This is a genomic window from Lentzea miocenica (genome assembly GCF_033949945.1).
Taxonomy (GTDB): domain Bacteria; phylum Actinomycetota; class Actinomycetes; order Mycobacteriales; family Pseudonocardiaceae; genus Lentzea; species Lentzea miocenica.
Genome location: NZ_JAXAVW010000011.1, coordinates 1 through 26,871, shown reverse-complemented (window position 1 = coordinate 26,871; position 26,871 = coordinate 1). Strand labels below are relative to the sequence as shown.

Sequence of the window (26,871 nt, the reverse complement as noted above, 5' to 3'; positions counted from 1 at the left end):
GCCCGGCGGTCACCGGCTGAGCCTGCGCGCGGGACACAATGGACCCGTGATGGAGGAAGCCCGGCGCGACCTGGCACGGATGCGTGAGTCGCGGGCGGCGTGGCGGGAACTGCGCTACTCGCCGTCCGCGGACGGCGACGCGAACGAGGTCCCGCGGGCCAAAGTGCTGTGGGCCTTGCAATACGACCGCCGCCCCGATGACCTGCCGCTGCTGCGGTTCCTCGCGGAGCAGGAGGCGTTGCTCCGCGGGAACGCGGCGTTCCAGGGCATCGGCGAGCAGACCGAGCTGGCCGGTTTCCTGCTGGCCGAGCACCGGCGGGTCGAGGACGTCTGGCGGCAGCACGCGATCAAGCGCGCCAACTTCGACACCTGGTGCGGCTACGACCGCCAGCACCTCTACGCCGCCGGGTGGTCCGCGACCATCAGCCACGTCCGCGGCAGCGACCACCCCGAGCGGGACGCCGTGCTGGAACTCCTGGGCGACGAGGACGACGACGACCTGGACGACTGGCGGGAGAGCCGCCGCGAATGGTTCCCGGACGACCTCGCCGACGAGGACCCGCTGACCTGGGTCGCGCGCGCCAAGCTGGCGGGACGGCCCGGCCTCGCCCGCGCCGAGCTCGACAGGTGGGCCGCTGACCGGCCCCGCGACATTCCCACGCTGAACCAGCTGCGGTACGAGCTGGCCGATCTGGGCGCGTTCGCCGAGGCGGCTCTGGCACAGCGCGAGTGCCTCGTGTTCGCGGAGACCGACGCGGACCGTGCGACCGGGTGGCGGATTCTGGCCGGGCTCGAACGGCAGGCCGGCGAGCACCGCGCCGCCTGGGAGGCGCTGCGGGAATGTGGCGCGCGGGAGACGGGGCGCGACTACGTGGAGGAGTTGTTCCTGCTGGCGGGAGTCGCCTCGCCGGGACTCGCCCGTCAGGTGTTCGCGGAGGCGGACCGGAAGGCTGAAGGGCTCGCGCTGCCGCTGGTGGTTCTGCAGGCGGCTGTCGAGGCCGCGCGCAACGCCGGTGGCAGGGTGGCGCACTACGAGCGGCTCCGTGATGAGGAGCGGCAGCGCATCGGGCTGTAGTGAGAACCTGTGGTGAGAAACCGCCCCCGAGGCGGAAGCACCGGGGGCGGTCTCGTTCACACGGTGATGCTCAGGCGGACTCTCAGACGTCGAGCGTCCAGTTGTTCAACGTGCCGCTGTCGATGGCCGCCGCGTCACGCACGCGCAGCGTCCAGGTGCCGTTGGCCGCCTCACCAGAGAGGTTCTTGGTGTAGGTCTCGTTGATGTTGTCGGCCGAGCCGCCGGACCGGTTGTGCAGGTTGACGACCGTGCCGTCGGGCGCGATCAGGTCGACCACGAGGTCGCCCTTGTAGGTGTGCGTGATCGCGACCTTGATCGACGCCGTGGCCGACGCGTTGCCCGCGCAGCCGGAGATGGCGATCGTGCTGGTCACGGTTGCCAGGTCGGGGATGGCGACCGGCGTGGAGTTGGTCTTGGCGTCACAGCCGCCACCGACCGCGTTGACGACCCAGGAGAAGGTCGCCGAGCCGGTCTTGCCCGTCGAGTCGGTCACCGTGGCGGTCACCGTGGAGGTGCCCGCCGTGGTCGGCGTGCCGGAGATCGCGCCGGAGGCGGACGCCGACAGACCGGCCGGGAGGCCGGAGACGGACCAGGTGTACGGCGCGGTGCCGCCGGAGGCCGCCAGCTGCAGGGACGCCGGCGTGCCGACCGTGGAGGTCTGCGTGCCGGGGTTGGTCACCGAGGGGTTGCCCGGCTGCCCGCCGAAGAGCGAGTAGAGCAGCTTGTTCGGCGAACCGGAGCCGGGGCTGGTGATCTTGTTCGGGGTCGAGGCGGCGTTGAGGCCCGCCCAGACCGCTGCCGGGCTGTCGGTCGGGTGCGTGGCGAGCCACAGGGCAGCCGCGCCCGCGACGTGCGGGGTGGCCATCGACGTGCCGGAGATGTTGTTCGTGGCGGTGTCGTTGGTGTTCCACGCCGACACGATGTTGGAACCCGGAGCGAAGATGTCCGTGCAGGTGCCGTAGTTCGAGAACGACGAACGCGCGTCGGTGTTCGTCGACGAGTTGACCGTGATCGCCTCGGCCACACGTGCGGGCGAGGTGCTGCACGCGTCGGTGTTCGAGTTGCCGGACGCGATGGCGTAGGTGACGCCGGCCGCGATGGAACGGCGCACGGCCGCGTCCAGCGTGGCGTCCGCGCCGCCGCCGAGCGACATGTTGGCGACCGCGGGCTTGACCGCGTTCGCCGTCACCCAGTCGATGCCGCCGACGACACCGGCGGTGGTGCCGGAGCCGGAGCAGTTCAGCACCTTGACGGCGACGACCTTGGCGGCCTTCGCGAGGCCGTACTGCGAGCCCGCGACGGTGCCGGCGACGTGCGTGCCGTGGCCGTTGCAGTCGCTGTTGTTGCCGTCACCGGAGGTGTTGGTGCCCCACGTGGCGCGGCCACCGAACGTGGAGTGCGTCGTGCGCACGCCGGTGTCGATGATGTACGCGGTCACGTTGGACGCCGTGGTGTCGTACTGGTAGCTGTTGCTCAGCGGCAGGTCTCGCTGGTCAACGCGGTCCAGACCCCACGACGGCGGGTTCTGCTGGACGTCGAGCGCGTGCACCTCGGCGTCCTGCTGGACGTAGGCGACCTGCGGGTCCGCGGCGAGACGTGCGGCCTGCTTCGCCGTCATCTTCACCGAGAAGCCGTTGAGCGCGTGCTGCCAGACCTGGCCGACCTGGCCGCCGTACTTGCCCGCCAAGCCCGGTGCGGCGGCCCTCGACGCCGATCCGGCCTTCAGCGAGACGATGTAGCTGTCTTTCACGACATCGGCGCGGTCGGCGCCGAGAATCGTCCCCACGTTTTCTTGAGCTGAAGCAGCGGGCACCACAGCGGCGGCCAGACATACGGCAGCGGCGGCGGCGAGTCCCGTACCCAAGACTCTTCGCATGGCAGGGTTCTCCCTCGTGCAGGGAACAGGGTGTCTGCACGCTAGCCCTAAACCGCAGGTCAGAGGGATACGCCGTTGTGCGCGAACTGTTGACAGATTTGGCGTTTCGTGTCAAGAGGAATGGTTGCGCACAGTCACGGGAATAGGCCGAGAGAACGCATTTGGATTCCCTATACCAACCCGAACGCCGCGAGGTCCACCCCTCGATCGGCCCTACCGTCCGGTAGGCAGCACAACATAGCGTCACCCAGACGGAGGAACGAACTGATCGGGCAGTTCGACCGCCTGGGGACGCCATTCATCCGGTGTCGTGCGGGCTGTGTTGCAGCACAGCCGATCTCCTCATCGCGGTTGCCCGGTCCGGCGTTACACCGGCCCTGCAAAAACCGAAAACTGAGGAGAAGTGCCTATGAAGCGCATGGCTGTCGCGGCTGTCGCCGTACTGGCGGGTGCACTCGCGACGACGGTCTCCCCTGCCGCCGTCGCCGCTCCGCAACCGTCTGGCGACCTGCTCGCCGCGATGCAGCGCGACCTCGGACTGGACGCCGAGCAGGCGGCGGAACGGCTGCGCCAGGAGAGCGCGGCCGCGGTCCTGCAGCGGGTCGTGGAGGGTTTCGCGGGCGACGACTTCGGTGGCGCGTGGTTCGACGCGTCCACCGGCAAGCTCGTCGTGGGCGTGACCGACGCGGCCAAGACCGACCGGCTCCGCAGGCTCGGCGCGGAGCCCCGCACGGTCGCCAACAAGGCCAGTGACCTCGACTCGGCCAAGGCCAAGCTGGACGCCTCGAAGGCTCCGGCGGAGGTCACCGGCTGGTTCGTGGACACCCGGGCCAACACCGTCACGGTGACCGTCAAGCGCGGTCAGGCCGAGGTGGCGAAGTCGTTCGCGGAGAAGGCGGGCACGCTCGCGAAGGTCGTCGAGACCGACGAGGCGCCCCGGCTGCTCAAGGACGTCCGCGGCGGTGACGCCTACTACATCAACAACGCGGGCCGCTGCTCGGTCGGGTTCGCGGTGGAGGGCGGGTTCGTCTCCGCCGGTCACTGCGGTTCCGCCGGCGACTCGGTGAACGGCGTCGACCGTTCGGCGATGGGCACGTTCGAGAAGTCGTCCTTCCCCGGCAACGACTACTCGTGGGTCAGGACCAACTCGGCGTGGACGACCACGGCCAAGGTGAACCACTACGGCGGTGCGGATGTCATCGTCTCCGGTAACACCGAGTCCGCGGTGGGCGCGTCGATCTGCCGTTCCGGCTCCACCACGGGCTGGCACTGCGGCACCGTCTCGGCCAAGAACCAGACGGTGAACTACCAGGAGGGCTCGGTCAGCGGCCTCACTCGCACGAACGTGTGCGCGGAGCCCGGTGACTCGGGTGGTTCGTGGGTCAGCGGCACGCAGGCGCAGGGTGTCACCTCGGGTGGCTCCGGCGACTGCACCAGCGGCGGCACGACCTACTTCCAGCCGGTCAACGAGATCCTCTCGGCGTACGGCCTGAAGCTCGTCACGGGCTGACGCGCTTCACCCCGCGCCCGCGGTCGGCCGATCCCCGGCCGGCTGCGGGCGTTCCCCGTTTCAGGCCTCGCGCTCTCCCAGCCACTTCTCGCGGTGCACCCGCCAGCGGTCCAGCATCGAGCCGATCTCGCTGTGGCAGAACCGGAAGAACTCGCGCGTCTCGTCCAGCCGCGTGCCCGCCTCGGTGTCCGGCCCGAGCGCCGAGACGCCCTCGCCGAGCACCTCGTCGATCATCACCAGCATCTGGTCCTTGCGGAACGTCGCCTCGTACCAGACGTTGTCGCGCATCCGGTAGACGTCGCGGCGTGATCCGGGCTCGCGCTCGCGGCTGACGATCTGGACCGTGGTCAGGTAGCGCACCGCGCCCGACACCGCCGCCGGGGAGATCTGCAGCAGGTCGGCGATCTCGGCCGCGGTGAGCCGTCCCGAGTCCGTAGTCAGCAGCGCCGCGAGGATGCGAGCCGGCATGCGGGGCACGCCGGTGTCCGCCAGAATCCCGCCGAACCGTTCGACGAACTGGCTCACCGCCTGCGTGTCACGCTCCGTAGTACTCGTCACGGCGGCATCATCCCTTTCGTCAGCCGATCGGGCAAAATTTACGTCCTTCACGAAGTTGTGAAAGAAGTGTAGCTTACCGGCCATGACATCTGCGATATCCGTGTCGGGCCTGGTGAAGACCTTCGGCCCGACGCGTGCACTGGACGATCTCAACCTGGACGTCCAGACCGGTGAGGTGCACGGCTTCCTCGGCCCGAACGGCGCGGGCAAGTCGACGACGATCCGGATCCTCCTCGGCCTGCTGCGTGCCGACTCCGGTACCGCGCGGCTGCTCGGCGGCGACCCGTGGAAGGACACCGCGGCCCTTCACCGCCGCCTCGCCTACGTCCCCGGCGACGTCAACCTCTGGCCCAACCTGACCGGTGGCGAGGTCATCGACCTGCTCGGACGGCTCCGCGGCGGCCTGAACAAGGCCCGCCGCGCCGAGCTCCTGGAGCGCTTCGAACTGGACCCGCGCAAGAAGGGCCGCACCTACTCCAAGGGCAACCGGCAGAAGGTCGCGCTGGTCGCCGCCCTGTCGAGCGACGTCGAGCTGCTGATCCTCGACGAGCCGACCTCTGGCCTCGACCCGTTGATGGAGGCCGTCTTCCAGGACTGCATCAACGCCGAACGCGAGCGCGGCCGCACCGTGCTGCTGTCGAGCCACATCCTCGCCGAGGCCGAGGCGCTGTGCGACCGGGTGAGCATCATCCGCAACGGCCACATCGTCGAGACCGGCACGCTCGCCGACATGCGGCACCTGACCCGCACGTCGATCTCCGCCGAGCTCGCCGGCCCGCCCAACGGCCTCACCTCGATGGCGGGCGTGCACGACCTGGTGGCCGAGGGCAACCGCGTCCGGTTCGAGGTTGACTCGGACAAGCTCGACCTCGTGCTGAAGCAGCTCGTGTCCACGGGCGTGCGCACGCTGACCTCGCAGCCGCCGACGCTGGAAGAGCTCTTCCTGCGCCACTACGAGGACGCGAAATGATCGGCACAGCCTTCATCGGAACTGGGCAACTGGTCCGGCTGGCGCTGCGCCGCGACCGGATCCTGCTGCCCGTCTGGGTCCTGTTCCTGGTCGGCGTCACCTACTCCACGACGACCGCGCTGCAGGAGCTGTACAACACGCAGCAGTCGCGGGATCTGCTCGGGGTCACCGCGAACGCGAACTCCGCGTTCCTGGCGATGCTCGGCCCGCTGCACGACTGGTCGTCGCTCGGCGGTCTGGTGGTGTGGCGCTGGGGCGTCTTCTCCGGCCTGTTCATCGCGGTCATGGCCATGTTGGTCGTCACCCGGCACACGCGCGCAGAAGAAGAAGCGGGCCGTACCGAACTCATCAGCGCGGCGGTCGTCGGCCGGCACGCGCCACTGGCCGCCGCCGTGATCGTCGCGGGCGGCACCAGCCTGCTGATCGGGCTCCTCCAGGCGTTGGCGCTCATCGGCAAGGACCTCGCTCCGGCGGGTGCCTTCGCGTTCGGGCTGTCCACGGCGAGCGTCGGGCTGGTGTTCACCGGCGTCAGCGCGTTCACCGCGCAGCTGTCGGAGAACTCCCGCGTGTCCAACGCGATCGCGGGCGGGTTCCTCGGCGTGACCTACCTGTTCCGCGCGGCCGGCGACGCGGCGGGGGAGTCGGGCCCGCAGTGGCTGACCTGGTTCTCGCCGATCGGCTGGACCGAGCACGTGCGGTCGTTCGGCGACAACAGGTTCTGGGTGCTGCTGCTCCCGCTGGCGGCGTTCGCCCTGCTGGTGGGCGTGTCCGCGTACATCGTGACCCGCCGCGACGTGGGCCTCGGTCTGCTGGCCGCACGGCTCGGCCCGGCGCACGGCACGATCGGCAGCCCGTTCGGGCTGGCGTGGCGGCTGCAGAAGGGCTCGCTGATCGGCTGGTCCATCGCGCTGTTCGGGGTGGGCGTGATCTACGGCAGCGTCGCCCAGGCGGTCGGGCAGATGGTGCAGGACAACCCGACGCTCGGGCAGATCGTGAGCAAGATCGGCGGCGCCGACGCGATGGTGGACGCCTTCTTCGCCACCGTCACCCAGCTGCTGGGCCTGATCTCGTCGATCTACCTGGTCCAGGCGATTCTGCGGCTGCGGTCGGAGGAGACGTCGTTCCGCGCGGAGCCGTTGCTCGCGACCCCGGTCTCGCGCTGGGGCTGGGTGGCCTCGCACGCGGTGTTCGCCCTGGCCGGCGGCGCGGTCGTGCTGGCGGCGTCAGGTCTGGGTCTCGGCCTGGTCTACGGCCTGCAGACCGACGACCTCGGCACGGTCCTGCCGCAGATGCTCGGCGCGGCACTGGCCCAGCTCCCGGCCGCCTGGGTGATCGCGGGCCTGGCGCTGGTGCTGTTCGGGCTGTTCCCGCAGCTCACCGGCGTGAGCTGGGCGGTGGTGTCGGTGTCGCTGGTGATCACGCTGCTCGGCCCGGCGCTGCAGCTCGACCAGTGGATCATCGACGTCTCGCCGTTCACGCACATCCCGAAGTACCCGGACATCACCGCGGGGCCGCTGCTGTGGCTCACCGGGGTGGCGGTGGTGCTTCTGGCTGCGGGGTTCGCCGGCTTCCGGCGCCGCGACCTGACCACGTGATGATCGCGGGAACGGTGACCAGCAGCGCGGCGGGCACGAGGAAACCCGCGAGCGGATGGGCCTGGTAGAGCGGGACGAACGCCAACGGCGCGGCGGCGGCACCCATGAAGCGCAGTGACTGCACAACACTGACGCTGCCGCCCCTGTTGGCGTTCTCGCTCTGCAACACCAACGCGTTGACGCTCACCAACACACCCTGCGCGGCCGCACCGGTCAACGCCCACGCGAGCACGGCGACCGCCGCGAACGGCGTCGTGCCCACCGCGGCGACGAGTCCTCCACCCAGCGTCGCGCCGATGACCACCGTCGTCGTGGCGCCGAACCGGTCGATGGCCTTGCCGACGTACCGCGCGGTCAGGAACCCGACGATGCCGAACCCGGTGAGCAGCAGCCCGCGTTCACCGGCACCCAGCCCGAACACGTCGTCCAGCCGGAACGCCACGAGGAACGACAACCCGCCCAGACAGCCCCAGCCGACGAACGCGACCAGAGCCGGCCTGATGGTGCTCGGCACGAACGCACTGCGCAGGCTCGCGTCCCGCTCCGGCTCGGAGTCCGTCTCCGGCACACCCAGGACCGCCAGCCCGACGGCCACCACCGAGATCACCACGAACGCCAGCCGCCAGTCGAACTCCGCGGTGAGCCCGCCGACCAGCGGGGCCGACGTCTGCCCGGCCGCCTGCATCGACCCGAACAACCCGAGCGCGCGCCCGAGCTTCTCCTTCGGCGTCGAGGCGGCGATCACCGCCAGCAGCACCGGCGTCGTGAACGAGTTCGCCGCGCCCTGCAACGCCCGCGAGGCCAGCAGCACCTCGAACGTCCACGCGCTCGCCGCGAGCGCGGAGGTGACGGCGTAGGCGATGTAGGCGATCCGGACAGTCCGTTGTGGACCCCAGCGTTGCGCGAGCGTGCCGGACGCGAGCATCAGCACCGCGAACGGCACGAGGTAGAACGTGAGCGTCGAGGCCGCCTCGCCCGGCGACCTGCCGAAACTGTCCCCGATCTCGGGCAGGATCGACGTGGTGATGGCGCCGCCGAACGGCCCGATCAATGCCCCGGCGTACAACCCGGCGCGTGCCAAACGGCCCACAGACACCTCCGCCGTCCAACCCTAGTGCGGTGGACGGCGGGAGCGCGCTGTGATTGTTGTCGTAGCTAAATGCTTCATCGGTCGATGCCCACGGCGCCCCTTTGCGTCTACTCCCGCACGCGGGGACGCTACGTACCCCGCAAGCGCACGAAAGCTCCCCGCGTGCGTCACCGTGCCGCCGGCAGGAGGGCTGCGCCAGGCCGCCTCGCACCGCAGCTGTGAAACGCACGCGGGGAGCTTTCGTGCGCTCCTGGAGTACGTGGCGTCCCCGCGTGCGGTCAGAACAGGGTCAGCGAGGACCGGGCGACGGCCAGCCCGGACCGCGTCCACGCCGGCGCAGGTACCGCTCGAACTCCGCGGCGATGTCGTCCCCCGACGCCTCGGTGATCTGGATGGCCGCGTCCCCGCGCTCCTCCAGCGCGCGCACGTAGTTGCGCACGTCCTCGTCCTCGTCGGCCATCTCGGTGACCGTGCGCTCCCACTCCTCCGCCTGCTCCGGCAGCGCGCCGAGCGGGACCTCGATGTCGAGGACCTCCTCCACCCGGTGCAGCAGCGCGAGCGTGGCCTTGGGGGAGGGCGGCTGCGAGACGTAGTGCGGCACGGCGGCCCAGAACGAGATCGCCGGGATGCCTGCCTGCACGCAGGCGTCCTGGAACACGCCGACGATGCCGGTCGGGCCCTCGTACTTGGAGTGCTCGAGGCCGAACTTCTCGGCGGCGTCCGGGTCGTAGGCGGTGCCGGTGACGGGCACGGGGCGGGTGTGCGGCGTGTCCATCAGCAGGGCGCCGAGCGTCACCACGGTCGTGACGCCGAGCGTCTCGATGTGGCCGAGGAGCTCGCTGACGAACTTGCGCCACCTCATGTTCGGTTCGATGCCGTGCACGAGGACCACGTCCACGGCGGAACCGGGCGGGCGGCAGACCGAGAGCCGCGTGGTCGGCCAGTCGACCCTTCGGGTGACACCGTCCACCATTCGGACTGTGGGCCTGGTCACCTGGAAGTCGTAGTAGTCGTCCGGGTCGATCTCGGCGAGCGGCGTGGCGTCCCAGGTGAGTTGCAGGTGCTCGATCGCGGTGCTGGCGGCATCCCCCGCGTCGTTCCATCCCTCGAACCCGCAGATCATGATCGGGTCGGTGAGAGGCTGGCGCGTGTGCGATGGGGTCTGGGACGGATCGTTCACGGCGCCAGACTACGGCCTCCCCTATCTAACTCATCGTAGGCTTGGCCCATGCGTGATCGCGGAGAGTCGCCGTTGCTGGAAGCGCTGGTGAACCGGGTCGTTGTCGCTGACGGCGCGATGGGCACCATGCTTCAGGCCGCTGACCTCTCTCTAGACGACTTCGACGGTCTAGAGGGCTGCAACGAGATCCTGAACGTCACACGGCCGGACGTCGTGAAGGCGGTGCATCGCGGCTATCTCGAGGTCGGCGTGGACGCCGTCGAGACGAACACGTTCGGCGCGAACCTCGCGAACCTGGCCGAGTACGACATTCCGGACCAGATCTTCCACCTGTCCGAACGAGGTGCCGCGCTGGCGCGGGAGGTCGCGGACGAGTTCAGCACGCCCGGCCAGCCCCGGTTCGTGCTGGGAAGCGTCGGTCCCGGCACCAAGCTGCCGACGCTCGGGCACGCGCCGTTCGCGACGTTGCGCGACGCCTACCAGGAGCAGTGCAAGGGCCTGCTGGTCGGCGGGGTGGACGCGATCATCGTCGAGACGTCGCAGGACCTGCTGCAGACCAAGGCGTCCATCATCGGTGCCAAGCGCGCGATGACCGCGGAGGGCCGCAGGGTCCCGATCATCGCCCAGGTGACCGTCGAGACGACCGGCACGATGTTGCTGGGGTCGGAGATCGGCGCCGCGCTGACCGCGCTGGAGCCGCTGGGCATCGACCTCATCGGACTCAACTGCGCCACCGGCCCCGCCGAGATGAGCGAGCACCTGCGGACGTTGTCCAAGCACGCCCGCATCCCGCTGTCGGTGATGCCGAACGCCGGCCTGCCGGAACTGGGGCCGAACGGCGCGGTCTACCCGCTGGGGCCGGAGGAACTGGCCCAGGCGCTGGCCGGCTTCGTGCAGGAGTTCGGCACGCGGCTCGTCGGCGGCTGCTGCGGCACGACCGCCGAGCACCTGCGTCAGGTGGCCCAGGCGGTCAAGGATCTCGGTCCCTCGCAACGACGTCCGCGCCCAGAGCCCGGCGTGTCCTCCCTGTACCAGGCCGTCCCGTTCAAACAGGACGCCTCGGTGCTGATGATCGGCGAGCGCACGAACGCCAACGGCTCCAAGGCGTTCCGCGAGGCGATGCTCGAGGAGAAGTGGGAGAACTGCATCGAGATCGCGCGGGACCAGACGCGCGAGGGCGCCCACCTGATCGACCTCTGCATCGACTACGTGGGCCGCGACGGCGAGGCGGACATGAAGGCGCTGGCCTCCCGGCTGGCCACCGCGTCGACGTTGCCGATCATGCTCGACTCGACCGAACCGAACGTGCTCCAGGCCGGCCTCGAGTGTCTCGGGGGCCGGTCCGCGGTCAACTCGGTGAACTACGAGGACGGCGACGGCCCCGACTCCCGCTTCCAGAAGATCATGCGGCTGGTCTCCGAGCACGGCGCGGCGGTTGTGGCGCTGTGCATCGACGAGGAGGGCCAGGCGCGCACCGCCGAGTGGAAGGTCCGCGTCGCGGTCCGGCTGATCGAGGATCTGACCCAGAACTGGGGCATGCGGGTCAACGACATCATCGTCGACTGCCTGACGTTCCCGATCTCCACCGGCCAGGAGGAGGTCCGCCGCGACGCCCTCGAGACGATCGAGGCGATCCGCGAGCTCAAGCGCCGTTACCCGGACGTGCAAACGACTCTGGGCCTGTCGAACGTCTCGTTCGGACTCAACCCGGCCGCGCGCCAGGTGCTGAACTCCGTGTTCCTGCACGAGTGCGTCCAGGCGGGCCTCGACACCGCGATCGTGCACGCCTCGAAGATCGTGCCGATGGCCCGCATCCCCGACGAGCAGCGCGCCGTGGCGCTGGACCTGGTCTACGACCGCCGCCGCGAGGGTCCAGAAGGGGTTGAATACGACCCGCTGCAGAAGCTCATGGAGCTGTTCGAGGGCGTCACCACGAAGTCGAACTCCGCCACGCGGGCCCAGGAACTGGCCGCGCTGCCGTTGTTCGAACGCCTGGAGCGCCGGATCGTCGACGGCGAGCGCAACGGCCTGGAAGCCGACCTGGACGACGCGCTGGACCAGCGCCCGGCGTTGCAGATCATCAACGACACGCTGCTCGCGGGCATGAAGACCGTCGGCGAACTCTTCGGTTCCGGCCAGATGCAGCTGCCGTTCGTGCTGCAGTCCGCCGAGGTCATGAAGGCCGCCGTCGCCCACCTCGAACCGCACATGGAACGCTCCGACGACGGCGGCAAGGGCCGCATCGTGCTCGCCACCGTCAAGGGCGACGTCCACGACATCGGCAAGAACCTCGTCGACATCATCCTGTCCAACAACGGCTACGAGGTCGTGAACATCGGCATCAAGCAGCCGATCAACGCGATTCTGGAGGCCGCGCAGGAACACCGCGCGGACGCGATCGGCATGTCCGGCCTGCTGGTCAAGTCGACCGTGATCATGAAGGAGAACCTCGAGGAGATGAACTCCCGGGGCGTCGCCGCGCGCTGGCCGGTGCTGCTGGGCGGCGCGGCGTTGACGCGTGCGTACGTCGAGAACGACCTGACCGAGATGTACTTCGGCGACGTCCGCTACGCCCGTGACGCCTTCGAGGGCCTGCGCCTGATGGACGCGATCATGGCGGCCAAGCGCGGCGAGGGCCCGCTCGTGGACCCCGAAGCCGAGGCCAAAGCCGCCGAACGCAAGGCACGCCGCGAACGGTCGCTGCGCATCGCCGCCGCCCGCAAAGCCGTTGCGGTGGAAGAAGAAGTGGTCACCGGCCGCTCGGACGTGGCCACCGGCAATCCGATCCCGGCGCCGCCGTTCTGGGGCAGCCGGGTCGTGAAGGGCATCCCGGTCGCGGACTACTCGGCGTTGCTCGACGAACGAGCGACGTTCATGGGCCAGTGGGGCCTGAAGGGCACCCGCGGCGGCAACGGACCGTCCTATGAGGACCTGGTCGAGACCGAGGGCCGCCCGCGCCTGCGCTACTGGATGGAACGCCTTGCCACGGAGGGTGTTCTTGCCCACGCCGCCGTCGTCTACGGCTACTTCCCGTGCGTCTCGGACGGCGACGACCTGGTGATCCTTTCGGAACCCTCCGCGGACTCGCCTGAGCGCTTCCGGTTCACTTTTCCGCGCCAGAAAAGGGATCGGAGGCTGTGCCTGGCGGACTTCTGGCGCTCGAAGGAGTCAGGCGAGGTCGACGTCATCGCGTTCCACCTCGTGACGATGGGCCAGCCGATCGCCGACTACGCCAACGAACTGTTCGGCAAGAACGCGTATCGTGAGTACCTGGAAGTCCACGGACTGGGGGTCCAGCTCACCGAAGCGCTGGCCGAGTACTGGCACAAGCGGGTGCGCGAGGAGCTGACCTGGTCGTCGGGCGGCACCGTCGCCGCCGAGGACCCGGCCGACGTCGAGGAGTTCTTCAAACTCGGCTACCGCGGCGCGCGCTACTCGTTCGGCTACGGCGCCTGCCCCGAGATGGAAGACCGCAGGCGCATCGTCGACCTGCTCGACCCAGCGCGTATCGGGGTCTCACTGTCCGAGGAGCTCCAGCTGCACCCAGAACAGTCCACCGACGCCTTCGTGGCGCACCACCCGGAGGCGAAGTACTTCAATGTCTGACCCGGCTGTGTCTTATCCCCTTGGTGTCCTGTGGGACATGGACGGCACGCTGCTGGACTCCGAAAAGCTCTGGGACATCCCGCTCTACGAGTACGCGGAGAAGCTCGGCGGGGTCCTGTCGCTGCACACCCGCGAACGCATGGTCGGCACCAACGTGCCCACCACGATGCGCCTGCTGTTCGCCGACGTCGGCATCGAGCCTTCCGAGTCTGACCTGCTCGACGGCGCCGCCTGGATCTCGCGCCGCACCGAGGAGGTGTTCCGCGCCGGCCTGCCGTGGCGTCCGGGCGCTGCCGAGGCGTTGCGCGCGGTGCGTGCTTCCGGGGTGCCGATGGCGCTGGTGACGTCGACCGAGCGGGCGTTGACCGAGGTCGCGCTGGACACCATCGGGCGGGATCTGTTCGACGTCACGGTGTGCGGGGACGAGGTCGACGGGCTGAACAAGCCGCTGCCCGAGCCGTACCTGAAGGCAGCCCGGCTGCTCGGGGTGGACGCGGCGCGGTGTGTCGCGATCGAGGACTCGCCGACGGGGGTGGCGGCAGCGGTGGCCGCCGGGTGCACCGTGCTGGTGGTGCCCTGTGACGTCGTGGTGGAGGCGGGGGAGCGGCGGATCTTCCGCGACTCGCTGGTGGGTGTGGACCTGGACGTCCTGAAAGCCCTCTGGTTTCCATTCGTCCAAGGCGGTACCGGCAGGCCACTGCGACCATGACACCCATGGCGACATGGGAAGACGTGGTGGCGATGGCGTCGCGGCTGCCAGAGGTCGAGGAAGCGACCTGGTACCGCACGCCGTCGTTGAAAGTGTCCGGCAAGGGGTTCGCACGGCTCCGGACCGAGGCCGAAGGCGGACTCGTGGTGATGTGCGACCTCGACGAGAAAGCAGCGCTGCTCGCTTCTGGAGACCCGGCGTTCTACACGACACCGCACTACGACGGGTACGGGGCGATCCTGGTCGACCTGACGAGGGTCGACCACGGCCAGCTGGCAGAGCTGATCGAGGAGGCGTGGCGGCTCAAGGCGCCGGCGAGGTTGCGCACTGCTCCCAGCAACCCTGAGGGATGAGCGTCGGCGCCGTCGGTGCCCACTCCGGCACCGGCGGCAACGCCCGCCCGGCAGGAGTGTCCACCGGCCGAGTCGACGACAGGTTCCGCCACGTCCGCCGCTCCGCCCCGAGATCGCTCGACAACGGGAACCGCATCCCCACTCCCTGCCGCAGCCGCACCTCGTCGGCGAGCTCCACAGCCCGAGGCGTGCACACGAGCCACTCCTGCACCGGCCCCCACAACCACAGCGCGGGCCCGTCCACCAGCTCCGTCCGGATCTCGGTCCGCCCGTCCGCCGCACACCACCGAACGGGCCGATGCGCGCCACGCACGGTCCCGGCCCGCACCACGTGCCACGCCGCCAGCGGCTCGCTCAACGACGACGTCGGCGCCGTGTCGACGACAACCCCGGGCGACACCGGCTCGAACCCGAGGAACGTCCGCCGCACCGACACCGAGAACCGCACACCGTTGGACAGCGTCTCCGAGACCACCGGCAGCGACTCGGGATACGGCAGCGCCGCGGGCACGGTCGGCTCACCCGCGGGCCAGCCGGGCGACAACGGGCCGATCGGTGCTGCCGCGGAGCTGTGCCACTTCCCGATGGCGGGCTCGAGGGGCGCGCCCGGCAGAACGCCGGGTTCGTAACCGTCAGGTCCCGCCACCCGCAGCCGGGGATTGATCTCCCAGACCAGGGACGACGCCACCCCGCCGTAGCGCGCGACCCGGTGCCGGCGGCGTTCGATCTCGGCGGCCAGCCCGCGTGGATCCGCGGTGGGGATGAGGATGTCGTAGGCCGCGCGAATCCACACCGCGGGTCCGGCGGGCAGTTCGAACGTCAGGGGATGGCTGGACGAGTGCTCCGGCGTCCGGTACTTCACGGGCTTGAGCAACACGCCGGGCTCGACCTTCATCACCCCGGCCAGCGGCACGCCGATCACGTCGGTGGCCATCCGTGCGCCGTTCACCAACCGCGTGAACAGCACGCGGTCCTGCTCGATCACCACGGCGGCCTCGTCGGACAGCGGTATGACGATCGGCGCGTCGTTCATCGGCGCAACTCCGGTGGTAGCAACGAAAGCAGAGCGTTGAGGTAGTGCGTGGCGGCCACGTCGTGCCCGATTCCGTCGCGGTGCACGGTGATCCGGCCGCCACCCAGTTCGAGCCCGCCGGTCGACTCGCAGGGCGCGGCGGTCAGTGCCGGGGTCAGGTACCGCACGAAGGCGAGTTCGTCGCAGAACACCAGGAACCTGTCGTCGAACGACGGAACACCGACGGCCACCGCGCCCGCGTTCTCGTCGTGCGTGATCCGGCGCCAGTCCTCTGTCGCACGGTGGGCGACTCGCAGGTGCGGGCACGGGCCCAGCGACGTGCTCACCGCGACGAAGGCTTCCTCGCGTGCTTTCTGGTCACCACCGCCGGCGGACTCCAGGCCGACCACGCGGACCTCGGTGCGCGTGGTGAACGTGCGCCCGCCGACGGACGTCACGACCTCTGTGGGCGTGAAGCGCTTGGGCCGCCACCACATCAGATGTCGAGCTCCTGGTCGGTCTGCGCCGCTTCCTGGTCCGCGCCGCGCTGGTCGTACGAGATGGTCTTGTAGACGCCGTCGGCGTACCCGGCGACCTTGTTCGCGATCTTGACCGGGTCGGTGTACTTCATGCCGTCCGGGCCGCTCTTGTCCAGGCCGAGCACCTTGTCCGCGTTCTTCCCGACGGCTTCGGAGAACGCCTCGCCGAGCGTGCCGGGCTTCTTCGACGCGCCCTCGACGAACGCCTTGCCGATCTTCGACCGCCCGATCACCTCGCGGATCCGCTTCAGCACGTTCAGGATCTTCTGGATGATCGAGCGGACCTTGTTCACCTCGCCGCCGGCCTTGGCGGTCGCGATGCCCGACTCGACACCCGTTGCCCCGGCGGCCGCGACCTCGGAGGCGCCGCACGTCGGGATGGCCGCGAGCTGCGCGGCGATCCACGTGACGACCAGCCACTCGATCAGGTCGCTCAAGATCCCTTTCAGGATGTCCTCGGCCACCTGCATGAACATGGAGCTGGCCTGCAGCACGGACGCGACGTGGCCCGCGGTGGAGGCGGTGCCCTCGATGCCGTGGTGGAAGCCGCCGAGCTTGGCCGCGGCCTTGTCGCCGGCCTCGGACTTCCAGCTCCGCAGGCCTTCCTTCAGCTGCTCGTCGAACGTGCGGGCCAGTTCCTCGGTCTGCTTGGCGATGTCGTTGAACGCGCCCGCGGCCTTGCCGGTGGCCGCGGGGTCGCCGCTGACCAGGTCGACGGCCTGCTTCAACGGTGCCACGACGTCCAGCAGCCAGCCGAGTCCCTTGCTGATCAGGAAGTTCAGCGGGTCGGCGATGGCGCCCGCGAGTTTCATGCCCTCCTGCATGAAGTTGTTCATGTCGGAGATGACGCTGATGGTGTCCTTCGCGATCGCGGCGCCGTCGCCGGAGGAGATGGAGTCGCCGAGCTTCGTGGCGTCCTTCATGAGCGCGTAGCTGCTGCCACCGAACGGAACGGACTTCGCGGCCTGCTTGCCCACGTTGCCGCCGGAGAACTGGTCGCCGTAGCTGCTCCCCACCGCGCCCGCGTTGGACGTCGCCGTGCCGCCGGAGACCATCGGCGCCGCGGACGCGTTGTCGAGTCCTGCCTGGAGCGTCTTGCCGAACGCGTCGGTGGTGGTCTTCTCCTGGTCGGCGTAGGTCCGCGCGGTGGCGGTGAGGGCGGCGTCGATCTTGCCGAAGCCCTCGGTCATCTTGCCGAAGTGGCCGTGCAGGTCGCCGAGCAGCGCGTCGTACTGCTCGTACATGCCGAGCAGGTGCCCGAGGGCGCCCCAGCTGATCGCGGGCACGGACGCGGTGGTGGCCGTGTCGTTGAGCTTCGTCGAGGTGCCGGAGAGTCCGCCGACGGACTTGGCGCACCGGGCCAGTTCGTCCGGGTGCACGACGTAGCCGGTCACCAGCGGTCGTCCTGGCGGAAGATGCTGCCGGTGTCGCCGTCGTCGTCCACTGGCGGGCGCGGGCGGGCGGGAGGCTCGCCGGGCTGCCCGAAGATCTCCTGCTGGGTCTTCGCGACGCGCTCGGCGATCGGGATGTCCGTGCCGACGTGGCCCTGCACGATCTCGGCCTGCTGGCGCGCGGCGGCGGCGACGGCCTGTTGCAACGTCGACATCACGGCCTGGGAGAGCTGCGTGGCGCTGAGCCGCTTCGCGTCCTCGGTGAACCGGATTTCCTTGATGGAACCGGACAAACCCGCTACGACCGTGACGGAACGGTCGGGGGACTGGACGCTGGCTTCCACTGTTCTGAGTTCGGTGCCCATCGCGTCGTACCCGGCGGCACGGGCCTCGGCCGCACGGTTGGCCCGCTCGAAGAACTCGAGCTTCTGACGCATCTCTTCCAGCAACTCGGCGCTGTCAGGCATGCGCCGAACGTACCAATGCCGCCTGGGCGGGGTGGCCGTACTCCCGGCCACCCCACACCATCAGGCGACAGCAGTCTTTTCGACGGCCTTGGTCCTGCGCGTGGCCGGGTCGATCAGCAGACCGAACACCACGCCGAGACCGACGTAGAGCGTGGCGAGCTGGGCGAGCGAGCTGAGGCGGAACTGCCACAGCACGTTCACCGGCATGTCCGCGGGGATCGTGTCCGGCGGCGCGGGGAACGCCACCAGCACCACGGCGACGGCCGCGGCGACCGCGAGCAGCACCGCGGTGACCCGCACCGGCTGGGTCTGGGCGCGCAGCTGCTCGGCGAGCCAGCTGGCACCCCACACGATCACCAGACCGGCCACCACCACACCGAGGTAGAGCGCGGTCCGGTAGTTCACCGTCTCCGGGTCGCCCACGGCGGGCGGGTTGGCCGGATACTTCAGCCACGGCAGCAAAGCCACGGCACCGAACACCGCGGCACCGAACGCGAAGCTGCGGCTGAACGGCGTGCGGTCGGCGAACCACCGCTTCGACAGCCCGTAGGCCGTGGCGAACACGAGCCCGACCGCGATGCCGACGATGACCACGCCGAGCATGCCGCCGACGATCTGGGCACCCCGGCTGACCAGCTCTTCCTCGCCACCGTGCGAATGGCCGGCCTCACCGGCGGGTGCCCTGGCCTCCTCGACCGCGAGCGCGGCGCGAATCGGGATCTCGGTCACCAGCAGCTGCACCAGCGCGGAGGCGACACCGGCGATGCCGCCGGCCGCGATTCCGCGCAGCGCAAGGGACTTGTACGTCGTAGTCATGAACTTCCCTGCCCGGGATCGGAGATCGGGATCAGTGGCAGGGGACGCCGAGCGCGTGCCGGCCGTCGTGGAAGAACTCGTGCAGCATCTCGGAACCCGCGCCGAGCGCGAGACCGTTCTCCTGCAAAACCAGGTAGGTGACGATGAGGCCGAGCAGTGCTACTGCGAAGGCCCACTTGGGCACCTGGACGGCGGACAGATTTGCTGCGGGGCTCGTCATGACGGGCTCCTCCATACCTCGTGGAAGTCAACTCTCCTAGCGGCGCCGCAGCCGGTCTCCTGACTCCCGGATCAACGCTGCCCCCGCGTCTTCCCAGTCCCCTCGCGGGGACCAGTGACGTGCTCGGCGGGGATCGCTTCCCGGTCACAGTGGCGAGGACCGCGCCGGATTTTCACCGGCTTCCCGTCACTGCGGCGCGTGCACCGTAAGTTGATCGGTGGCTTAAACACAACCGGCCATAAGAGTTGTCGTGTTCATCACTTCACGAGTGGACAGTCACCGCACTTCCCACCTGCGGCAACGCGGTAGTAGAGACAGCACGACCGACGCCGGAACGTGACTTCGCCCGGGAAACTGATGAATTCTCCCGCCTGTTCGAACGGCGGTGCGCTCATCAGCCGCTCGCCGCGTTCTTCTGCTTCCTCTGCCGTGAGCATGCGTGCGCGGACAACCATTTTGAGCGCGCCCGCGATGTTCGACATCGCGTTGCCCCACAACAATCCGCGCGCCACCGGAGTGACCGCCTGGATCGCTTCCACCACGGGTTCGAGCGCCTCCGCGGCCGGCGGGCCCAGCCGCGGCTGGTCGATGCGGACGCTCAGGCCGTTGACCGGGTGGTGGTGCCACCACAGGTTCTCCGGCCGGACGTCGATCGGGATGTTCGCGGCGGTGAGCGGGCTGAGCAGCCGCGCGGTGTAGCTGAGGAAGAACAGGCTGGCCGCTACGCGTGGTTCCTCCGCTTCGTACCGGATCGCGATGGCGTCGATCGTGGTTTTGAGCGCCGGGCCTTCGAGCAGCGCCGTCCCCGGCAGCCACGTGTCGTCCGGGCGGCCCACGTCGAGCGCGAAGAACGGGTTGATGCCGCGCACCCGGCGCAACGCTTCGAGCACTTCGGCGAACTCGGACACGGAAGTTCACGCTACCGGGTGGAATCTCATCGTCGCTCCCCGTCGGGTGCGATCAGAACAGGGAACACCTGGGTAACTTGATGTTGTGAGGACGGCGTACCGATGCCGGGCCTACCCGGACCCCGAACAGATGGCGGTGCTGAACCGCACGTTCGGGTGCGTGCGTTTGGTGTGGAACAAGACCCTTGCCGAGCGGTCTCACCGCTACCGCACCGAGGGCAAGTCAACTTCATACCGGGAGACCGACGCCGCGCTGACCTACCGGAACTTTTTCGCGGGACACCCGCTCGGCGTACCGCATGCGCGAGGGCCGGCTTCACCTGGCCAAGACCGCAGGGCCGATCCGCTTCGCCTGGTCGTTCGGTCAGGCGAATCTGTCCACGCTCGATCCCAGCATGGTCGTTGTCGCACGAGAGTCCGACCACCGCTGGTACGTCACGTTCACAGTGGACACCAGTGATCCTGCGCCACTTCCTGCTACCGGTCGCGCTGTGGGCTTGGATCTCGGTGTGTAAGGACTTCATCGTCACGAGTGATGGTCAGCGGATCGCCAACCCCCGGCATCTGCAACGCAAAGCGCGAAACCTGGCCCGCTACCAGCGGCGTCTGGCTCGCACCCAGCGCGGTTCCCGCAACCGCGCCAAAGCCAGGCGAAGGATTGCCGCCGCGCACCGCAAGGTCCGAAACCGGCGGATGGCCCGCGCGATCAGCGACGTGGCGTGGGGTGAGTTCCGGACGATGCTGGAGTACAAGGCGCATCGCGCCGGACGGACGCTTCTGGTCGTCGATCGCTGGTATCCCAGCACCAAGACCTGTTCGTCTTGCGGACACCTGCTGGCCGAGCTGGGTTTGTCCATTCGGCACTGGACGTGTCCGAACTGTCGCATCCGGCACGACCGGGACCTCAACGCGGCGAAGTACATCCTTGCGGCTGGTCGAGCCGTAGCCCGAGGAGACTTGGGCGATGCCTGTGGAGCTGACGTGAGACGGCAAGGGTTCGCCCTTCCGCAGTCAGCGGCGAAGCAGGAACCCTGTGTCGTGAGGCACACCGTGCGGTGTCCGACGTGAGTCGGACGGGGCTCTTCACCCGCAGGTGGGGAGAAAGTCAAGTCCAGGGCATGGGACAGATGTGACCGCGGTGTGGACGGCGGTCCGGGAGATGGGAGGATGTCGTGCCGTGAAGACCTTCGACTCCCTGTTCGCCGAACTGACCGAACGAGCCGCCACCAAGCCGGCAGGTTCCGGCACCGTCGCAGCGCTCGAGGCCGGCGTCCATGCGCAGGGCAAGAAGGTGCTGGAGGAGGCGGGCGAGGTCTGGATCGCCGCCGAGTACGAGTCCGACGAGAAGCTCTCGGAAGAGATCTCGCAGCTGCTGTACCGCCTCCAGGTGCTCATGCTGGGCCGCGGCCTGACCCTCGAAGACGTTTACAAGTACCTCTGACGGAGACTTTCACATGCTGCGCGTTGCAGTCCCGAACAAGGGCGCGCTCGCCGAACGCGCCTCCGCCATGCTGACCGAGGCCGGCTACCGGCAGCGGCACGAGCCGCGCGACCTGACCGTGCTCGACCCCAACAACGACGTGGAGTTCTTCTTCCTGCGTCCCAAGGACATCGCGATCTACGTGGCGTCCGGCGACCTCGACCTCGGCATCACCGGCCGGGACCTGGCCGCGGACTCGGGCGCCGACGACAACGGCTCGTCGGTGCAGGAGCTCCTGGCGCTGGGCTTCGGCTCGTCCACCTTCCGCTACGCGGGCCCTCGCGGCACCGACTGGAAGGTGTCCGACCTCGAAGGCAAGCGCCTGGCCACCGCCTACCCGAAGCTGGTGGGCCGCGACCTCAAGGCCCGCGGCATCAACGCCCACGTGATCCGTCTCGACGGCGCCGTGGAGATCTCGATCCAGCTCGGCGTCGCCGACCTGATCGCCGACGTGGTGGGCTCCGGCCGCACGCTGCGCCAGCACGACCTCGTGCCGTTCGGCGAGCCGATCTGCGAGTCCGAGGCCGTGCTCGTGCACCGGGCCGCCTCGGAGCTCACGTCGGCCAAGAAGCAGCTGACGGCCCGCCTGCAGGGCGTCGTGTTCGCGCAGCAGTACCTGATGCTCGACTACGACTGCCCGCGCACGTTGCTCGAGGACGCCATCGCCCTCACCCCGGGCCTGGAGTCGCCGACGGTGGCGCCGCTGGCCGACGACAACTGGGTGGCCGTGCGGGCGATGGTGTCCCGCAAGGAGGCGAACCGCGTGATGGACGAACTGGCCGCGATCGGCGCCAAGGCCGTGCTGGCCTCGGACATCAGGTTCTGCCGCCTGTGATCACGGAGCACGCCCTGCTGGACGTGCTGCCGGATGCCACGGACGAGTTCGAGTGGGCGTTCGGCGAGGCGCGGGAGCTGATCTCCGCCTCGCCGGGCTTCCGCGGCCTGGAACTGCTGAGGTGTCTGGAAACGCCGTCGCGCTACCTGCTGCTGGTGCGCTGGGAGTCCGTGGAAGCGCACACCGTGGGCTTCCGGCAGGGCCCGTCGTACGCGCAGTGGTCCGCGCTGCTGCATCGCTTCTACTCGCCGTTCCCGACGGTCGAGCACTACGAGAGCGCGCTGAGCACCTCGGCGTCCGTGGTCTGATCGAACCTGTCGTACCACCGGCTGACCGCGCCGAAGTGGCGTGGGGTCAGGACGGCCACGACCGGGGTCGTGAACGTTTGGAGCGAGTCCCTGGCCGCCACGGGGACCGCGAGCGTGACGCTCCGGGGTTCGTGTTGGTGGATCCAGTGCAGCGCGGCCCTGGCGGTGACGCCGGTGGCGAGGCCGTCGTCCACGAGGATCACGTCGCGATCCTTGATGGTGAGCGGCTTGTCCCCGCGGTACAGGACGGTGCGCCTGGCTGCTTCGGCGCGTTCTTCGTCGCAGGTGCGGTCCAGCTGTTCCTCGGTGAGGTTCAGGGCTCTGAGCACTCTCGCGTCGTAGATGGGTTCGCTGTCCGCGGTGACGGCTCCTACGCCGTACTCGGGGTGGCCTGGGGCGCCGATCTTGCGCGCCACCACGACGTCCAGTTCGGCGTTGAGCTGTGCGGCTACTTCCTTCGCCACCGGGACGCCGCCTCGGGGGAGGCCCAGGACGAGCGGGTCGTGCCACGGCTGGGTGGCGAGTCGCGCGGCGAGGGCGCGGCCCGCTTCCTGCCGGTTCGCGAACCTCTTCACAGTCCCGCTGACGCTACGCCTTCTTCTCGTCAGTCGGTGCCAGCCAGAAGGGGCATCACGAAGCCGCGGTGGGCGGCCTGATCGTCATGCAGTCAGCGCTCGCGCACGAACAGCGCCTGCGCCGTTGTGCCCACCGGCCCCTCCACGTCGTGCACCACGCTGGTCGCGAGCCCGACGCCGTCCGGCCCGATGGTCGTCCGCGCGTCCATCCCGACCCACTCGCCAACAGGCTGCCGGTGCAGGTGGACGGTCAGGTCCGTGTTGATGGCGTACCACTTGCGAATGTCCACACGGGACGAAACGCCGCTGGCCGAGTCCACCACGGAGAACAGCCGCTCCAACGGCGAAGGCTCGAACCCGTCGACCACGGCGACGCGGGGGCGGGCCCAGACCTGGGCGTCGCCCGGCGTGAAGATGCCGCCTGACACCGAAAGCCACTCGACGGCGGCCAGGTAGCCGCCGCCCCAGAAGTCCGGGATCTCCATCGGTGCGGCGGATTCGGGCGGTGTCATCGCGGGGAGGTCGCCTCCCGCTACGGCTGTGGTGTCCGAGTCGACGATGCGCCACGCGCGGGCTGTCAGCACCGCGCGGCCTTCGTGGGACAGCGAGGCCGCCAGCAGCTCCACGGAGCGGCCGGGGCGTTCGACCGAAGTGGACACCGTCAGGTCTGCCACCGGGACGGGGCCGAGCACCTCGAACGTCACGCGGGCCAGGGCGGACGACGGGTTGCCCAGGGCCAGCAGGGAGCGCACCAGCAGGGCGGAGGGTGGGCCCAGGTGCTGGCTGTCCGGGCCCCACGGGCCGACGGTGTGCTCGGTGGAGCGGAAGGTGTTGTCGCCCAGAGGCTCGTAGAAGGCTGTCATGTCGCGGTCCCGGCGGTCAGTCGCGGTCCTGGAGGGGTTCGGTGTCGTCGGGCTCCGGCCAGCCGGGGTAGGGCGGCGGGGTGCCGTCGAAGGCAGGGCAGAAGGCTTTGTGGTCGCAGTAGTCGCACAGGCGGCTGGGGTTCGGGCGGAAGTCGCCGGTCGGGGCCGCTCGCATGATGGCCTGCCAGATGGCGTCCAGGGTGCGTTCGAAGCGGGAGAGTTCCGCCTCGTCCGGGGTGTAGGCGAGGGCCTGGCGGTCGGCCAGGTACATCAGGCGCAGCTGGCGGGGGACGACGCCGCGCAGCTTCCACAGCACCAGGGCGTAGAACTTCATCTGGAACAGCGCTTTGGCCTCGCCGATCTCGCGCGGGGCGGCGCCGGTTTTGTAGTCCACGACCCGGATTTCACCCGTCGGGGCCACGTCCACGCGGTCGATGTAGCCGCGCAGCAGGACGCCGGACGGGAGTTCGGACTCGACCAGGAGCTCACGGGACTCCGGCTCCAGGCGGCGCGGGTCCTCCAGGCCGAAGTAGCCGTCGAGCAGTTTGGTCGCGGAGGCCAGCCACTCCTGTTCCTCGGCGCCGCCCTGCTCCTCGAACAACGTGGAGAACTCCGGGCGTTCGGCCTGCACGCGTTCCCACGCCGGCACGATCATCGTGCGGGCGCGGTCGGGCACGCGTTCGGCCGCGGGCAGGGCGAAGAGGTCTTCGAGCACCGCGTGCACCACCGTGCCGCGCACCTGCGCCTTGGTCGGCCTCTCCGGCAGCCGGTCGACGGCGCGGAACCGGTAGAGCAGCGGGCACTGCTTGAAGTCCCCTGCCCTGGAGGGCGACAGCGCGGGCCTGCGCAACGTGGTGCTCATGGTTCGCACCATAGGACAGGGGTCTGACAATCCTGGGAACCGGCACCGAACCGCGAGATCACACCCACCGCTCTACAGTGCACCCGTGGCCGCGCGGATCAGTGAGCGAGAGGGCGGCCTGCTGCTGTTCCGGGTGGCGGGCATCCCCGTCGTGCTCGCGCCGTCGTGGTGGATCGGCTCGGCGATCGTGGTGGCCTTCTACGCGCCGCTCGTCGACGACCTCGCCCCCGGCACGCCACCGGGGGTCGGACTGCTCCTGGCGGCGTTGTTCGCCGTCTTCCTCGGTCTCTCGGTGCTGGCCCACGAACTGGGTCACTGCGTCGCGGCGCTGCGGCTCGGGTTGCCGGTCAGACGACTGCGGCTGTACCTGCTGGGCGGGCTGTCCGAGATCATGCGCACACCCGGCAAACCCAGCCACGAGGGCGTGGTCGCGGGTGCGGGGCCGCTGGTGTCCGTGGCGCTCGCGATCATCTTCGGTGTCGGCGCGCTCGTGATGGAACCGGGCGACGTCGTGTGGGTGCTGGTCTTCCAGATCGCCGCCGCGAACGTCGCCGTCGCCGTCTTCAACCTCCTGCCCGGCCTTCCGCTCGACGGCGGCAGGATCGTCAGAGCAGGTGTGTGGGCCGCTACCGGGCAACGGGCGATGGGCACGCGTGTCGCCGTGGTCGGCGGTTTCGTCGTTGCCGTCGCACTGGTGGCGTGGTCGCTCTACGGCATCGCGGAAGGCGCGGAAGACCGTTGGTTGCGCTTCGGCGTGTGCGTGCTGACGGCGTGGGTCGTCGTCGCCGGTGCGAGAAGCGAGCTGGCCAGCGAACGGCGCCGCACGTGGCCCGTGGGCCTCACCCTCGCCGACCTCATCCGGCCGGTGCTCCAGCTGCCGGCGGAAAGCCCCGTCGCGGACGCGCTGAGCACCTCGGCCGGCCGGGGCGTGGTGCTGGTCAGGGCGGACGGGGTCGCGGCCGGCCTGCTCGACACCGAACTGGCCCGCAAGCTCGCCGCGTCGAGCCCGTTCGCACCCGCGGAGCAGGCCGCCGAGCCGATCCTGCCGGAGACCGTGCTGCTCGCCGACGAGCCGGGCGAGGAGATCGTGGAACGCGTCCAGGGCACCGCCGCGTGGCAGTTCCTGGTGGTCGATCTGGAGGGCCGCCCGGCCGGTGTGCTGCGCAGGGAGGACCTGCGTGCGGCCATTGAGAAGGGCGTTTGACACCATTGCGCGGTGATTAGCGCAAGTGGACCGTTCCAGCCGGGCGACCGGGTTCAGCTCACCGACCCCAAGGGACGGCACTACACCGTCGTCCTGGAGCCCGGCAAGGAGTACCACACCCACCGCGGCGCCATCCCGCACGACAAGCTCCTCGGGCAGCCCGAGGGCTCCGTGGTGCAGTCGGTGGGCGGCACGAACTTCCTGGCGCTGCGCCCGCTGCTGCCGGACTACGTGCTGTCCATGCCGCGCGGCGCGCAGGTGATCTACCCGAAGGACGCCGCGCAGATCTGCATGTACGGCGACATCTTCCCGGGCGCGCGCGTTCTGGAAGCAGGCGCGGGTTCCGGCGCGTTGTCGTGCTCGCTGCTGCGCGCGGTGGGGGAGAAGGGCAGCGTCCAGTCCTACGAGGTGCGCGAGGACCACGCGGTCCACGCCATCCGCAACGTCGAGACGTTCTTCGGCGAGCGCCCCGGCAACTGGTCGATCACCGTCGACGACGTGAAGAACCACGAGGGCGAGGTCGACCGGGTCATCCTCGACATGCTCTCGCCGTGGGAGGTGCTGCCCACGATCGCGAAGAACCTCATCCCCGGCGGCGTCCTGGTCGTCTACGTCGCCACCACCACGCAGCTGTCCGTGGTCACCGAGGCGCTGCGGGAGATGACCTGCTTCACCGAGCCCCACGCGTGGGAGACGCTCGTCCGCCCGTGGCACGTCGTCGGACTCGCCGTGCGGCCGGAGCACCGGATGATCGGGCACACGGCGTTCCTGCTGACCACGCGCAGGCTCGCGGAGGGCGTCACCGCGCCCAGGCCGCAGCGCCGCCCCAGCAAGGGCTGACCTGCAGACGCGAAAGGCCCCGCCGGACT

28 protein-coding genes and 1 riboswitch are annotated in these 26,871 nt (G+C 69.6%); of the genes, 14 read left to right on the top strand and 14 right to left on the bottom strand.

Annotation, left to right across the window (positions count from 1 at the left end):
- Positions 1-46: 46 nt before the first annotated feature.
- A complete protein-coding gene (locus tag SK803_RS14650) occupies positions 47-1,075 on the top strand; it encodes a hypothetical protein (protein ID WP_319966525.1) in 1,029 nt (342 codons plus the stop codon).
- A gap of 82 nt (positions 1,076-1,157) precedes the next feature.
- Here the strand turns inward: SK803_RS14650 and SK803_RS14645 are convergent, their stop codons facing one another.
- The gene (locus tag SK803_RS14645) at positions 1,158-2,951 is read right to left on the bottom strand and encodes a S8 family peptidase (protein WP_319966524.1); all 1,794 of its coding nucleotides are present in this window, start codon (positions 2,949-2,951) and stop codon (positions 1,158-1,160) included.
- A gap of 409 nt (positions 2,952-3,360) precedes the next feature.
- On the opposite strand from SK803_RS14645, the gene SK803_RS14640 reads away from it, so the two are divergent.
- The gene (locus SK803_RS14640) at positions 3,361-4,461 is read left to right on the top strand and encodes a S1 family peptidase (protein ID WP_319966523.1); all 1,101 of its coding nucleotides are present in this window, start codon (positions 3,361-3,363) and stop codon (positions 4,459-4,461) included.
- Positions 4,462-4,521: 60 nt separating this feature from the next.
- On the opposite strand, the gene SK803_RS14635 is transcribed toward SK803_RS14640, so the two are convergent.
- A complete protein-coding gene (locus SK803_RS14635) occupies positions 4,522-5,019 on the bottom strand; it encodes a GbsR/MarR family transcriptional regulator (RefSeq protein WP_319966522.1) in 498 nt (165 codons plus the stop codon).
- An 82-nt stretch (positions 5,020-5,101) separates the two neighbouring features.
- Here SK803_RS14635 and SK803_RS14630 point away from each other — a divergent pair, with 82 nt between their 5' ends.
- On the top strand, positions 5,102-5,989 hold the full coding sequence (locus SK803_RS14630) for an ABC transporter ATP-binding protein (protein ID WP_319966521.1): 888 nt from the start codon (positions 5,102-5,104) through the stop codon (positions 5,987-5,989).
- Positions 5,986-7,584, top strand: a complete 1,599-nt coding sequence (locus SK803_RS14625; protein ID WP_319966520.1) for an ABC transporter permease — start codon at positions 5,986-5,988, stop codon at positions 7,582-7,584. The genes SK803_RS14630 and SK803_RS14625 overlap by 4 nt, the downstream gene beginning before the upstream one ends.
- On the opposite strand, the gene SK803_RS14620 is transcribed toward SK803_RS14625, so the two are convergent.
- Both SK803_RS14620 and SK803_RS14615 read right to left on the bottom strand, forming a co-directional pair.
- On the bottom strand, positions 7,514-8,674 hold the full coding sequence (locus tag SK803_RS14620; protein ID WP_319966519.1) for an MFS transporter: 1,161 nt from the start codon (positions 8,672-8,674) through the stop codon (positions 7,514-7,516). The two genes, SK803_RS14625 and SK803_RS14620, sit on opposite strands and share 71 nt — an antisense overlap.
- Before the next feature lie 289 nt (positions 8,675-8,963).
- Positions 8,964-9,797 (bottom strand): PAC2 family protein, encoded by an 834-nt coding sequence (locus SK803_RS14615; RefSeq protein ID WP_319966718.1) that lies wholly within the window; start codon positions 9,795-9,797, stop codon positions 8,964-8,966.
- A 105-nt stretch (positions 9,798-9,902) separates the two neighbouring features.
- Between SK803_RS14615 and metH the strand changes: the two genes are divergently transcribed.
- The 3 genes from metH to SK803_RS14600 are packed head-to-tail and all read left to right on the top strand — an operon-like array spanning position 9,903 to position 14,522.
- Positions 9,903-13,460, top strand: coding sequence for a methionine synthase (metH, locus tag SK803_RS14610; RefSeq protein WP_319966518.1), 3,558 nt, complete (start codon positions 9,903-9,905; stop codon positions 13,458-13,460).
- Between the two features lie 37 nt (positions 13,461-13,497).
- Positions 13,498-14,169 (top strand): HAD family hydrolase, encoded by a 672-nt coding sequence (locus SK803_RS14605; RefSeq protein WP_319966517.1) that lies wholly within the window; start codon positions 13,498-13,500, stop codon positions 14,167-14,169.
- A gap of 5 nt (positions 14,170-14,174) precedes the next feature.
- Positions 14,175-14,522 carry an MmcQ/YjbR family DNA-binding protein gene (locus tag SK803_RS14600; protein WP_319966516.1) on the top strand — a complete coding sequence of 116 codons (348 nt, stop codon included), beginning with the start codon at positions 14,175-14,177 and terminating at the stop codon, positions 14,520-14,522.
- On the opposite strand, the gene SK803_RS14595 is transcribed toward SK803_RS14600, so the two are convergent.
- The 7 genes from SK803_RS14595 to SK803_RS14565 form a co-directional block, all read right to left on the bottom strand.
- Positions 14,473-15,555 (bottom strand): hypothetical protein, encoded by a 1,083-nt coding sequence (locus SK803_RS14595; protein WP_319966515.1) that lies wholly within the window; start codon positions 15,553-15,555, stop codon positions 14,473-14,475. The genes SK803_RS14600 and SK803_RS14595 overlap by 50 nt on opposite strands.
- Positions 15,552-16,031, bottom strand: a complete 480-nt coding sequence (locus tag SK803_RS14590; protein WP_319966514.1) for a hypothetical protein — start codon at positions 16,029-16,031, stop codon at positions 15,552-15,554. Before SK803_RS14590 ends, SK803_RS14595 begins: the two co-directional genes overlap by 4 nt.
- Positions 16,031-17,467 carry a hypothetical protein gene (locus tag SK803_RS14585; protein ID WP_319966513.1) on the bottom strand — a complete coding sequence of 479 codons (1,437 nt, stop codon included), beginning with the start codon at positions 17,465-17,467 and terminating at the stop codon, positions 16,031-16,033. Before SK803_RS14585 ends, SK803_RS14590 begins: the two co-directional genes overlap by 1 nt.
- The gene (locus tag SK803_RS14580; protein ID WP_319966512.1) at positions 17,464-17,931 is read right to left on the bottom strand and encodes a YbaB/EbfC family nucleoid-associated protein; all 468 of its coding nucleotides are present in this window, start codon (positions 17,929-17,931) and stop codon (positions 17,464-17,466) included. Before SK803_RS14580 ends, SK803_RS14585 begins: the two co-directional genes overlap by 4 nt.
- 60 nt (positions 17,932-17,991) lie before the next feature.
- On the bottom strand, positions 17,992-18,747 hold the full coding sequence (locus SK803_RS14575; protein WP_319966511.1) for a CbtA family protein: 756 nt from the start codon (positions 18,745-18,747) through the stop codon (positions 17,992-17,994).
- Between the two features lie 31 nt (positions 18,748-18,778).
- Positions 18,779-18,967, bottom strand: coding sequence for a CbtB domain-containing protein (locus SK803_RS14570; RefSeq protein ID WP_052685323.1), 189 nt, complete (start codon positions 18,965-18,967; stop codon positions 18,779-18,781).
- Positions 18,968-18,999: 32 nt separating this feature from the next.
- Positions 19,000-19,176: riboswitch (cobalamin riboswitch) on the bottom strand.
- Positions 19,177-19,224: 48 nt separating this feature from the next.
- Positions 19,225-19,875: a (2Fe-2S)-binding protein gene (locus SK803_RS14565; RefSeq protein WP_319966510.1), complete on the bottom strand. Its 651-nt coding sequence runs from the start codon at positions 19,873-19,875 to the stop codon at positions 19,225-19,227.
- A 130-nt stretch (positions 19,876-20,005) separates the two neighbouring features.
- On the opposite strand from SK803_RS14565, the gene SK803_RS14560 reads away from it, so the two are divergent.
- The 5 genes from SK803_RS14560 (at position 20,006) to SK803_RS14540 (ending at position 22,498) form a co-directional block, all read left to right on the top strand.
- Positions 20,006-20,335: a helix-turn-helix domain-containing protein gene (locus SK803_RS14560; protein WP_319966509.1), complete on the top strand. Its 330-nt coding sequence runs from the start codon at positions 20,006-20,008 to the stop codon at positions 20,333-20,335.
- The gene (locus SK803_RS14555; protein WP_319966508.1) at positions 20,332-20,943 is read left to right on the top strand and encodes an RNA-guided endonuclease TnpB family protein; all 612 of its coding nucleotides are present in this window, start codon (positions 20,332-20,334) and stop codon (positions 20,941-20,943) included. The genes SK803_RS14560 and SK803_RS14555 overlap by 4 nt, the downstream gene beginning before the upstream one ends.
- A 109-nt stretch (positions 20,944-21,052) precedes the next feature.
- Positions 21,053-21,316 carry a phosphoribosyl-ATP diphosphatase gene (locus SK803_RS14550; RefSeq protein ID WP_086667212.1) on the top strand — a complete coding sequence of 88 codons (264 nt, stop codon included), beginning with the start codon at positions 21,053-21,055 and terminating at the stop codon, positions 21,314-21,316.
- 13 nt (positions 21,317-21,329) lie between these two features.
- Positions 21,330-22,190 (top strand): ATP phosphoribosyltransferase, encoded by an 861-nt coding sequence (gene hisG, locus SK803_RS14545; protein WP_319966507.1) that lies wholly within the window; start codon positions 21,330-21,332, stop codon positions 22,188-22,190.
- Entirely contained in the window at positions 22,187-22,498 is a 312-nt protein-coding gene (locus tag SK803_RS14540; RefSeq protein ID WP_319966506.1) for an antibiotic biosynthesis monooxygenase family protein, read from the top strand. The genes hisG and SK803_RS14540 overlap by 4 nt, the downstream gene beginning before the upstream one ends.
- On the opposite strand, the gene SK803_RS14535 is transcribed toward SK803_RS14540, so the two are convergent.
- From SK803_RS14535 to SK803_RS14525, 3 genes are all read right to left on the bottom strand, one after another.
- Complete coding sequence (locus SK803_RS14535) at positions 22,459-23,073, bottom strand: phosphoribosyltransferase (RefSeq protein WP_319966505.1); 615 nt, start codon at positions 23,071-23,073, stop codon at positions 22,459-22,461. The genes SK803_RS14540 and SK803_RS14535 overlap by 40 nt on opposite strands.
- Before the next feature lie 92 nt (positions 23,074-23,165).
- Positions 23,166-23,936, bottom strand: coding sequence for a thioesterase family protein (locus tag SK803_RS14530; RefSeq protein ID WP_319966504.1), 771 nt, complete (start codon positions 23,934-23,936; stop codon positions 23,166-23,168).
- Positions 23,937-23,952: 16 nt separating this feature from the next.
- Positions 23,953-24,810, bottom strand: a complete 858-nt coding sequence (locus tag SK803_RS14525) for a RecB family exonuclease (RefSeq protein WP_406601533.1) — start codon at positions 24,808-24,810, stop codon at positions 23,953-23,955.
- Positions 24,811-24,883: 73 nt separating this feature from the next.
- On the opposite strand from SK803_RS14525, the gene SK803_RS14520 reads away from it, so the two are divergent.
- Together SK803_RS14520 and SK803_RS14515 are read left to right on the top strand one after the other, a co-directional pair.
- On the top strand, positions 24,884-26,002 hold the full coding sequence (locus SK803_RS14520) for a site-2 protease family protein (protein WP_319966502.1): 1,119 nt from the start codon (positions 24,884-24,886) through the stop codon (positions 26,000-26,002).
- Positions 26,003-26,014: 12 nt separating this feature from the next.
- Positions 26,015-26,842 (top strand): tRNA (adenine-N1)-methyltransferase, encoded by an 828-nt coding sequence (locus SK803_RS14515; RefSeq protein ID WP_319966501.1) that lies wholly within the window; start codon positions 26,015-26,017, stop codon positions 26,840-26,842.
- Positions 26,843-26,871: the final 29 nt, after the last annotated feature.

Excerpts from the sequence above, each read along its gene's own strand:
- SK803_RS14645 (WP_319966524.1), bottom strand. The coding sequence starts at position 2,951 with ATGCGAAGAGTCTTGGGTACGGGACTCGCCGCCGCCGCTGCCGTATGT.
- SK803_RS14640 (WP_319966523.1), top strand. The coding sequence starts at position 3,361 with ATGAAGCGCATGGCTGTCGCGGCTGTCGCCGTACTGGCGGGTGCACTC.
- SK803_RS14630 (WP_319966521.1), top strand. The coding sequence starts at position 5,102 with ATGACATCTGCGATATCCGTGTCGGGCCTGGTGAAGACCTTCGGCCCG.
- SK803_RS14625 (WP_319966520.1), top strand. The coding sequence starts at position 5,986 with ATGATCGGCACAGCCTTCATCGGAACTGGGCAACTGGTCCGGCTGGCG.
- SK803_RS14615 (WP_319966718.1), bottom strand. The coding sequence starts at position 9,797 with ATGATCTGCGGGTTCGAGGGATGGAACGACGCGGGGGATGCCGCCAGC.
- metH (WP_319966518.1), top strand. The coding sequence starts at position 9,903 with ATGCGTGATCGCGGAGAGTCGCCGTTGCTGGAAGCGCTGGTGAACCGG.
- SK803_RS14605 (WP_319966517.1), top strand. The coding sequence starts at position 13,498 with ATGGACGGCACGCTGCTGGACTCCGAAAAGCTCTGGGACATCCCGCTC.
- SK803_RS14600 (WP_319966516.1), top strand. The coding sequence starts at position 14,175 with ATGGCGACATGGGAAGACGTGGTGGCGATGGCGTCGCGGCTGCCAGAG.
- SK803_RS14595 (WP_319966515.1), bottom strand. The coding sequence starts at position 15,555 with ATGAACGACGCGCCGATCGTCATACCGCTGTCCGACGAGGCCGCCGTG.
- SK803_RS14590 (WP_319966514.1), bottom strand. The coding sequence starts at position 16,031 with ATGTGGTGGCGGCCCAAGCGCTTCACGCCCACAGAGGTCGTGACGTCC.
- SK803_RS14580 (WP_319966512.1), bottom strand. The coding sequence starts at position 17,931 with ATGCCTGACAGCGCCGAGTTGCTGGAAGAGATGCGTCAGAAGCTCGAG.
- SK803_RS14575 (WP_319966511.1), bottom strand. The coding sequence starts at position 18,747 with ATGACTACGACGTACAAGTCCCTTGCGCTGCGCGGAATCGCGGCCGGC.
- SK803_RS14570 (WP_052685323.1), bottom strand. The coding sequence starts at position 18,967 with ATGACGAGCCCCGCAGCAAATCTGTCCGCCGTCCAGGTGCCCAAGTGG.
- SK803_RS14560 (WP_319966509.1), top strand. The coding sequence starts at position 20,006 with ATGGCGGTGCTGAACCGCACGTTCGGGTGCGTGCGTTTGGTGTGGAAC.
- hisG (WP_319966507.1), top strand. The coding sequence starts at position 21,330 with ATGCTGCGCGTTGCAGTCCCGAACAAGGGCGCGCTCGCCGAACGCGCC.
- SK803_RS14530 (WP_319966504.1), bottom strand. The coding sequence starts at position 23,936 with ATGACAGCCTTCTACGAGCCTCTGGGCGACAACACCTTCCGCTCCACC.
- SK803_RS14525 (WP_406601533.1), bottom strand. The coding sequence starts at position 24,810 with ATGGTGCGAACCATGAGCACCACGTTGCGCAGGCCCGCGCTGTCGCCC.